The organism is Kitasatospora sp. MAA4 (assembly GCF_029893355.1).
GTDB lineage: Bacteria > Actinomycetota > Actinomycetes > Streptomycetales > Streptomycetaceae > Kitasatospora.
On the sequence record NZ_JARZAI010000050.1, the window covers coordinates 19,905 to 27,450 of the forward strand.

Annotated in this window: 5 protein-coding genes; 1 reads left to right on the plus strand and 4 read right to left on the minus strand. The window is 72.1% G+C overall.

What is annotated here, in order from left to right:
* Nucleotides 1-14: 14 nt before the first annotated feature.
* Nucleotides 15-2,003 carry a hypothetical protein gene (locus tag P3T37_RS36240; RefSeq protein ID WP_280728231.1) on the minus strand — a complete coding sequence of 663 codons (1,989 nt, stop codon included), beginning with the start codon at nt 2,001-2,003 and terminating at the stop codon, nt 15-17.
* Nucleotides 2,004-2,296: 293 nt separating this feature from the next.
* Between P3T37_RS36240 and P3T37_RS36245 the strand changes: the two genes are divergently transcribed.
* Nucleotides 2,297-3,943: an alkaline phosphatase family protein gene (locus P3T37_RS36245; protein WP_280728232.1), complete on the plus strand. Its 1,647-nt coding sequence runs from the start codon at nt 2,297-2,299 to the stop codon at nt 3,941-3,943.
* A 22-nt stretch (nt 3,944-3,965) separates the two neighbouring features.
* Here P3T37_RS36245 and P3T37_RS36250 read toward each other — a convergent pair whose 3' ends face one another.
* The 3 genes from P3T37_RS36250 to P3T37_RS36260 form a co-directional block, all read right to left on the minus strand.
* Nucleotides 3,966-5,396: a HAMP domain-containing sensor histidine kinase gene (locus P3T37_RS36250; protein ID WP_280728236.1), complete on the minus strand. Its 1,431-nt coding sequence runs from the start codon at nt 5,394-5,396 to the stop codon at nt 3,966-3,968.
* 68 nt (nt 5,397-5,464) lie between these two features.
* Nucleotides 5,465-6,190: a response regulator transcription factor gene (locus P3T37_RS36255; RefSeq protein ID WP_280728233.1), complete on the minus strand. Its 726-nt coding sequence runs from the start codon at nt 6,188-6,190 to the stop codon at nt 5,465-5,467.
* Nucleotides 6,191-6,271: 81 nt separating this feature from the next.
* On the minus strand, nt 6,272-7,207 hold the full coding sequence (locus P3T37_RS36260; protein WP_280728234.1) for a hypothetical protein: 936 nt from the start codon (nt 7,205-7,207) through the stop codon (nt 6,272-6,274).
* Between the last annotated feature and the right edge of the window lie 339 nt (nt 7,208-7,546).

The window sequence follows — 7,546 nt, forward strand, 5'->3', positions numbered from 1 at the left end:
GCCGAGTCACAGCGTCAGCGCGTCCAGTGCGGGCGCAGGGTGACGCTGAGGATGGTGCGGTACTCGGCCGGCTGGGCAGCCGGGACGGTGTACCGGGCGGCCGGGTTCGTGCCGTAGGTGTCGCCGGTGCCGGGCAGCGGCTTGGGGGTGGAGTAGCCGGCGAAGAGCATGGTCAGGCTGCCGTTGTCGTTCTGCACGACGGTCGGGTCGTAGGTGCGGCCCGAGTAGTAGCCGGAGACGTCCAGGGCCCCGCCGGTCGCGGACTGCTTGGCCAGCGCCGAGAAAGTGTAGTCGGTGCCGATCAGCTTCTGCGGGGCGGACCAGTTCTTCCCGTCCTTGGAGGAGGAGTAGAAGATCTGGTTGAAGGCGTCGCTGTCGCCATCCGAGGCGTACGCGCCGGACAGGAAGAGGCCGTAGCTGCCGTCGGGGTTGGTGATGACGGTGCCGCGCGAACCGATCCAGCGCAGCACCGAGGCGCTGGTGCTGGCCGGGTCGCCGAGGCCGCTGACCTGGCCGAGGTCGGTGAAGTGCAGGCCGTCGGTGGTGTAGGCGGCGCGGACCACGGTGTAGTCCTCGTTGTTGCCGTACAGCGACTTGGGCTTGTTCTTGCCCTCGCCGATCGCCGCGAGCTGGGTGTACGGGGTGACGGCCGCGCCGGGCGCGCCGACGCTGCTGCCCTTGGCCACCGTGCCGGTGCCGCCGGTGCAGCCGGTGAGGTGGGTGGCGTCGGCGCCGGTGCAGGTGACCTGGACGATGCCGGCCGGCGTGCCGAGGCTGACGGTGACCGGGCCGTTCGCGGGCTTGAGCGCCGAGCTGTCCGCCACCGGCAGGGTGGCGGCGGGCAGGGTGACCGCGGCCGTGGTGGTGGTCGGGGTGAAGTAGTTGAGGATCTTCTCGGTGTACAGCACCGCGACGCTGCCCTTGGGCGCGCCCTGGTAGTGCGGGAGGGTGCTGATGATGCCGTCGGGCGCGATCAGGCCGGAGGTCTGCTGCGCGGTCGCCGGGATCAGCGCGTCCGCGGTGACCGCGTCGCCCGCGGCGACGGTGACGCCGCCGGCCGTGCGCGTGGTGCAGCCGGTGAAGGCGGTGGCGGTGGCCGAGTTGTCGTTGCAGTCGACCGTGACGCCGTGGACGGTGAAGTGCCCGGGCTGCTCGAAGTTGGCGGTGCTGCCCACCGCGATGCTGACCCCGGCGCCGCCCGGTCCGGCCGGCACGCTGACGGGCGCCGTCACGGTGGTGCTGCCGCCCTGGCCCACCGGCTCGGCGGCGGGCAGGCCGGCCAGCGGGTTGCCGTCCTTCGGGGTCAGGTGGTGGACGATCAGGTTGGTGCCGAGCGCGTCGCCGGAGGGGCGGGAGAGCGTGTAGAGCACCTGGCCGGAGTGGCCGGTGCCCGCGTAGTTCGGCACCTTCAGCACGAAGGCGTGGCCCTGGCCGTCGTCGTTGGTGTTGCCGTTCGGGCACAGGCCCGCGTTCTGCTCCAGCGCCTCGCCGTTGTACTTCCAGGTCTTGCCGTGGTCGGTGGAGGTGGCGGCGACCACCGCCTCGTCACCGTCCTTGGGGCGGTAGTCGAACAGGCCCGAGAGCGTGTCGCCGCCGTCGTCGCTGGTCACGAACGGGAAGTAGTACGGCTGCATCGGCAGCGTGGTGCCCTTGGGCTGGCGGACCACCGTGCCGGTCTCGGGGGTGGCGCCGCCGCTGGAGCAGTAGCCGGTGAGCGGGCCGGGGGTGCCGGTGACGCCGCTGGCGGCCGGGACCGCGCCGGTGCCGGCCGGGTCGACGGCCAGGTTGGGGTAGGTCACCCCGCCGACGGTGATCGTGGCACCCTGCGTCGGGTCGCCCTGCGCGAGGGTCCAGGGGCCGCCCTTGACCTTGTCGACCACGGGCGTGCCGACGGTGTAGCCGAGCACGCCGTGCTGGTGGTGCCCCCAGCCGTCGCCCTGGCCGTTAGCCAGGGCGGGGGCGGCGGTGGCGGTGAACGCGGCCAGTGTGGTCAGTGTGGTCACAGCCAGGGCGGCTGCTGTCGCGATACGGCGACGAGGCATGTCTGTCCCTCCGGTTGACGTCCCGTGCTGGGCGACCGCACGGTTCAGCGCAGATCCTGACGCCGCACCAGGTTCGGCACGAGAGGTCTGCACCAGTGTTCACCGACCGTTCGCCGCCAGGCCGTGCGCGCGTGGATCCCGGAAGGCTACCCGCGGGGAGTTCACGCTCCCGCTGCCTCCGGTACACCCCGGCCCGCTACTCATGACCGGAGCACAGAACCCAGCCCGTGTACGTGAGTTCCCTGGAGATCCCCGTGACCCGTCGCTCCCTTCGTCCAGCCGCCGTCCTCGGGATGGCCGGACTGCTCGGCGGGGCGTGCCTCGCTCCCGCCTACGCCGCTCCGGCGGCCGGGCACGCCGCCGCCAAGCACGTCCTGCTGATCTCGGTGGACGGCATGCACCAGTCCGACCTGGCCTGGTACATCACCCAGCACCCGCAGTCGGCGCTGGCCCGCCTGGTGCGCGGCGGCGTCGAGTACACCGGCGCGAAGACCACCACGCCCTCCGACAGCTTCCCCGGCATGGTCGCCCAGGCCACCGGCGGCGGCCCGGGCACCAGCGGCATCTACTACGACGACACCTACAACGCCGCGCTGCTCCCGGCCGGGACCACCGACTGCAAGGGCGTCAAGCCCGGCGTGGAGGTGGACCTCACCGAGGACCTCGACCACAACAAGGCGTCCATCGACGCCGGCCAGGGCCTGGCGAACCTGCCGGCGAGCATCCTGTCGATGACCGGCAACCCCACCACGCTGCTCAACCCCGCCGCGCTGCCGGTCGACCCGACCACCTGCAAGCCGGTCTACCCGCACTCCTACCTCCAGGTGAACACCATCTTCGAGGTGGCCCGGCAGGCCGGGCTGCGCACCGCCTGGTCCGACAAGCACGCCGCGTACGAGATCCTGGACGGGCCGTCGGGCACCGGCATCCAGGACCTGTTCACCCCGGAGATCAACTCCGACGCGCTGGGCTACCCGGCGGGCAACGACTGGACCACCGACAACAAGGCCACCGAGCAGTACGACACCTACAAGGTGAACGCCGTCCTCAACGAGATCGACGGCTACGACCACAGCCGCACCCAGAAGGTCGGCACGCCCGCGATCTTCGGCCTCAACTTCCAGTCGGTGTCCACCGCCCAGAAGCTGCCCGCCTCCGAGGGCCTGACCGGCGGCTACAGCACGCCGAACGTCCCCGGCCCGCTGGTGCAGAAGAACCTGGACTACGTCGACGCCCAGATCGGCGCGCTGACCGACGAGTTGCGCAAGAAGCACCTCCAGGACAGCACCACGGTCATCCTCTCCGCCAAGCACGGCCAGTCCCCCACCGACCCGTCCGCGCTCACCCGCATCGACGACGGCCCGCTGCTGGACGGCCTGAACGCCGCCTGGAAGAAGCTCCACCCGAACGCCGCCGACCTGGTCGCGCACGCGGTGGACGACGACGGCATGCTGATCTGGCTCTCGGACCGCTCCAAGGCCGCGACCGACTTCGCCAAGAGCTACCTGCTCGCCCAGAACGGCACCGGCACCGACATCAACGCCAAGCCGAAGGCGTTCACCGCCAGCGGCCTGAGCACGGTGTACGCGGGCGCCGACGCGGCCCGCTACTTCGGGGTCGCGCCCGGCGACGCCCGGGTCCCCGACCTCTTCGGCATCAGCCGCGAGGGCGTGGTCTACACGGGCGGCACCAAGAAGATCGCCGAGCACGGCGGCGCGCACGCCGACGACCTGGACGTGCCGCTGGTGGTCTCCGGCGCGGGCACGCCCGACCGGGTGCGGGACGGCGCGACCGTCCACACCACCCAGATCGCCCCGACCATCCTGTCCCTGCTCGGCCTCAACCCGAACAAGCTCCAGGCCGTGCGCAAGGAGGGCACCGCGGTCCTGCCGGTCCGCTGACCGGCAAGTAGGGTACGGCCGCTCAGGGCAGCTGGACGGTGAACGCCGTGCGCCCTGGGCGGCTGGACACCGTGAGGGTGCCGCCGTGCGCCTCGACCACGGTGTGCGCGATGGCCAGGCCCAGGCCGGTGGTGCCCGAGCTGCGGGAGCGGGCGTGGTCGCCGCGCACAAAGCGTTCGAAGGCCCGTTCCGGCGGCTGGATGCCGATGCCGGGCCCGGTGTCGGTGACCGTCAGCCGTACGGCCCCCGCGCGGACGGCCGCCAGCCGCAGCGTCACCTCGGTGCCCTGCGGGGTGTGGGTGCGGGCGTTGGTCAGCAGGTTGCCCACCACCTGGCGCAGCCGGTCGGCGTCGCCGCTGACCAGGACCGGCTGCTCGGGCAGCGCCAGGCACCACCGGTGCTCGGGTCCGGCCGCCCGGGCGTCGGCGGTGCAGTCCAGCGCGATCCGGGTCAGGTCGACCTCGGTGAACGCCAGCGGTCGGCCCGCGTCCAACCGGGCGAGCAGCAGCAGGTCCTCGACCAGCAGGCCCATCCGCTGCGACTCGGCGTCGATGCGGGTCAGCGAGTGCCGGACGGCCGCCGGGACCGGGCCGCGGTGGCGCAGCGCGAGTTCGGTGTGCCCGCGGACGCTGGCCAGCGGGGTGCGCAGTTCGTGGCTGGCGTCCGCGGTGAACGCGCGCAGCCGCTCCTCCACCGCCTGCCGCTGCGCCAGCGCGTCCTCCAGGTGGCCGAGCATCCGGTTGAGGGCGCTGCCGACCCGGCCCACCTCGGTGCGCGGATCGTCGTCCGGGGCGCGCACCGAGAGCGCCACCGCGCCGTTGGACAGCGGCAGGGCGCTGACCACCTCGGCGGTGGCGACCACGCGGCCCAGCGGGCGCAGCGACCAGCGGATCCAGAGCGCCCCGGCGACGCCGGTGACGGCCAGCGCCACGCCGAACACCAGCAGCTCCACCGTGACCAGCCGGTGCACGGTGTCCTCCACCGGGCGCAGCGGCAGCCCGGTGACCAGCACGTCGCCGTCATGACCGGCGATCGCGTGCATCCGGTAGCGGTGCAGCGAGGAGAGGTCGACGTCGGCGGCCGGCCCGCCGACCACCAGCGCGGCCAGCGCCTGCTGGTCACGGGGTGTCAGGCGGACCAGGTCGTCGGTGTCGGCGGCCACGTCGCCGGCCTCCACCGCGGCGTCGTCCGCGTCGCCGTCCACCACGCCGGCCTTGGTGACCGTGCCGTCCTTGAGGCGGGCGCCGAAGGTGCCCGGGGCCTGGGCCCGGGTGTCGCTGCTCTCGTCCGGCTCGCCGGCCGGGTCCTCGCTGCCGCGGCGCTCCAGGCTGGCGGCGTAGCGGCCGCCGGTGTCGGTGAGCTGCTGATCGAGGCGGACGGTCAGGAAGTGGCGCAGCGTGTCGGTGGTGGTCAGGCCCACCCCGGCGCAGGTGAGGACCAGCATGGTGAGCATGCCGGCGATCAGCCGCGAGCGCAGCGTGCGGGGCACCGGTCGGCAGCCCACCTTTGGCAACGGGCGCTTCACTGCGGCACTTTGAGCACGTAGCCGGCGCCGCGCACGGTGTGGATCACCGGCGGGCAGCCGTGGTCGACCTTCTTGCGCAGGTAGCTGATGTAGAGCTCGACCACGTGCGCCTGGCCGCCGAAGTCGTAGGACCAGACGGCGTTCAGGATCTCCGCCTTGCTCAGCACCTGGCGCGGATGCTGCATCAGGTAGCGCAGCAGCGCGTACTCGGTGGGGCTCAGCTCGATCGGCCGGCCGTCCCGGGTGACCTCGCGGGACCGGTCGTCCAGCACCAGGCCGCCCACCACCAGGGTCCCCTCCTGCGGCCCGGCCGCGGTGCCGTCCGCGGGCTCGGCCCGGCGCAGCAGGCTGTGCAGCCGGGCCATCACCTCGCCCAGGCTGAACGGCTTGGTGACGTAGTCGTCGCCGCCGGCGCTCAGCCCCGCGATCCGCTCCTCCACCGCGTCGCGCGCGGTGAGGAAGAGCACCCGCACCTCGGGCTGCTCGCACTGGATGCGCCGCAGCACCTCCACGCCGTCGAACTCGGGCAGCATGACGTCCAGCACCACCGCGTGCGGCCGCCAGGCCGCGGCCGCAGCGACGGCGTCCGGACCGGTCGTCGCCGCGCGGGCCTCCCAGCCCTCGTAGCCCACTGCCGCGCAGAGCACCTCGACCAGGTCGGGTTCGTCGTCGACGACCAGGATCCGCCGCCGTGCAGGGTTGAGGTCGGGTGCGCTGTTCATGGCACTCCCTGGAGCTCTAGAGGTGAGGCGGGCGGCGCGGGTTCCCTCGGGCTTCCCGCGCCGCCGCGAAATGCATCAACGTCAGCCGTGGGTCACGCACTTGGCGGCGCTGTTGGACCACAGGCCCTGGAGGTCGAAGCTGCCGGTGCTGAGCTTGACGAAGGCGTCCATGTTCTCGCACTCGTCGCCGATCTCACCGCCGCCGCCGTTCCAGCCGATGCTGGGCCAGGTGTCGGTCACCGTCTCGGCGTACTCGTGGGTCTCGGTGGACTCGATGCCGGAGAGCGCGCGGCCGTCGGTCAGCGTGGTGCAGCCGTCCACGCCGGTGTCCGGGACGTACGGCAGGTTGGTGTAGGCGAGGTTGCCGTACGACGAAGCGGTGTAGTCGTGCCAGGCGCAGAACCCGCTGCTCGGGAAGCCGTCCGGGTGGGTGCCGGTGGCGGAGACGATCACGTACTGGGCGTTCAGGTTGGGGGCCTGGGTGGTGTTGCCGAAGTGCTTGGCGGCGCTGACGGCCTCGGCGGCCAGCTGGGCGGCGGTGGCGTTGGAGGGCGCGGCGGCCGCGTTGTCGAACCAGGTGCCGACCAGCGGGGTGGTGGTCGGGTGGACGACGTGGGTGCCCTTGGTGCCGCAGTTGCTGGTGCCCTTGGCGACGCCCTCGCAGTACTGCGACAGGATGGTGCCCCAGGTGTCCTGGCTGCCGTACAGGCCCTTGAACATGTTCTGCATGTCGGGCGCGACGCCGGCCGGGTCGGAGGACCACTGCGAGCCCCAGAAGACCAGGTAGACCTTCGGCGTGGGTGAGACCACGCCCTGGGTGGCGCTGGAGCCGACCTTCAGGGTGTTGCTCGATGTCGCCATGGGCCGGATGCCCTGGTGGATCGGCTTGACCCCGTGGTGGGCACCGCTGGTGGCGGCGGTGGCCGTGCCGGCGCCCGCGAAGGAGGTCGCGCCGAGGGCGGCGAGGCCCAGGACCGCCAGGGCCCGGGCGCTGAACGAGAAGGGGCGGATACGCATGGTGGGGGTTCTCCCGTTGTGAGGGGGGGTGAACGGCGCGCGTGCTGCCGCCAGTTACCCAACCATTCCGCCAAGGGCGCGTCTATATGCAGGACATGACAAGGCGGCACTTTTTACGGAGTCGTCATCAGGTTTCGGCAGTATTTCCTGCACGAGCTGCTTTGGTCGGGAGAAAAGGCGATTTTCCGGACACAGCCCGAGGGGCCGCGGCTTTCGCCGCGGCCCCAGGGGTTACTGGTTGAGTGTCAGGAGGTGGTGATGGCGGTGTCGTCGATCACGAAGCTGGTCTGCAGCGAGGAGTCCTCGGTGCCGGTGAACTTCAGGGTGACGGTCTGGCCG

Coding starts and splice junctions, on each gene's coding strand:
- P3T37_RS36250 (WP_280728236.1), bottom strand. CDS start 5,396: ATGCTCACCATGCTGGTCCTCACCTGCGCCGGGGTGGGCCTGACCACC.
- P3T37_RS36255 (WP_280728233.1), bottom strand. CDS start 6,190: ATGAACAGCGCACCCGACCTCAACCCTGCACGGCGGCGGATCCTGGTC.
- P3T37_RS36260 (WP_280728234.1), bottom strand. CDS start 7,207: ATGCGTATCCGCCCCTTCTCGTTCAGCGCCCGGGCCCTGGCGGTCCTG.